This is a genomic window from Streptomyces sp. M2CJ-2 (genome assembly GCF_016757295.1).
Classification (GTDB): domain Bacteria; phylum Actinomycetota; class Actinomycetes; order Streptomycetales; family Streptomycetaceae; genus Streptomyces.
Genome location: NZ_JAESIF010000256.1, coordinates 1 through 948, shown reverse-complemented (window position 1 = coordinate 948; position 948 = coordinate 1). Strand labels below are relative to the sequence as shown.

At 70.3% G+C, this 948-nt stretch carries 2 protein-coding genes; both read right to left on the bottom strand.

All coding sequences use genetic code 11. The annotated features are described in order from the left end of the window. Positions 1-585 (bottom strand): beta-ketoacyl synthase N-terminal-like domain-containing protein (locus tag JL475_RS39165; RefSeq protein WP_237409579.1); only part of this gene is annotated, 585 nt, incomplete at its 3' end. 8 nt (positions 586-593) lie between these two features. After that, a partial coding sequence (locus JL475_RS39160; protein WP_202282952.1) for an acyl carrier protein occupies positions 594-948 on the bottom strand: 355 nt, incomplete at its 5' end.

The window sequence follows — 948 nt, the reverse complement described above, 5'->3', positions numbered from 1 at the left end:
GCACGCCGTGTCCACCGTCACCGCCGGGCCCTCCAGGCCCAGCGTGTACGCCACCCGGCCCGACACCATCGAACCCACGCTCGACGACCCCACATAGTCGTGGTACATCACCCCGGCGAACACGCCCGCCGAACTCCCCCGCAGCGACGTCGGGTCGATGCCCGCCCGCTCCAGCGCCTCCCAGCAGGACTCCAGCAGCAGCCGCTGCTGGGGATCCATCACCCGCGCCTCCCGGGGGGAAATGCCGAAGAAGCCTGCGTCGAAGTCCCCCGCGCCGGCCAGGAAGGCACCCTCGCGGGCGTAGCTCGACCCCGCCCGCTCACCGGTCGGGTCGTACAGGCCCGCCACGTCCCACCCGCGGTCCAGGGGGAAACCCGACACCGCGTCCCGGCCCTCGGCCAGCAGACCCCACAGCTCCTCCGGCGAACCCACCCCGCCCGGAAAACGGCACGCCATCCCCACAATCGCCAGAGGCTCGTTCGCGGCGGCGGTGATCCGTCCGTTCTGCCGGCGCAGTCGCTCGTTCTCGAGGACGGACTTGCGGAGTGCTTCGACGATCTGCTCGGTCGAAAGGGCCTGCGACATTCTCTACCTCACTCGCCGTCATCATTCGTCGACTGCATCAACTGGCTCATCGCCGCCCGTACCAGATCCTCGGCGCTCATCTCCTCGATCTCGCTGCTGCGGTCCGCCTCTTCGGCGGCCGCTGCTCCGGGCGCGGTGGAGAGGGAGAGCAGCGTGTCCAGGAGCCCGGTCTCACGCAGGCGGGCGAGGGGGATGGAGTTCAGGGCGTCCCGGATGGAGCGTTCCTCGGGGTCCATCGCCTGCTCTGCGGTCTCCTCCGGGTGGAACTGGGTGAGGAGGTGGTGGGCGAGGTCGTGGGGGCTGGGGTAGTCGAAGATCAGGGTGGCGGGAAGACGGCGGCCGGTGTGCTTGTCGAGCCGGTTG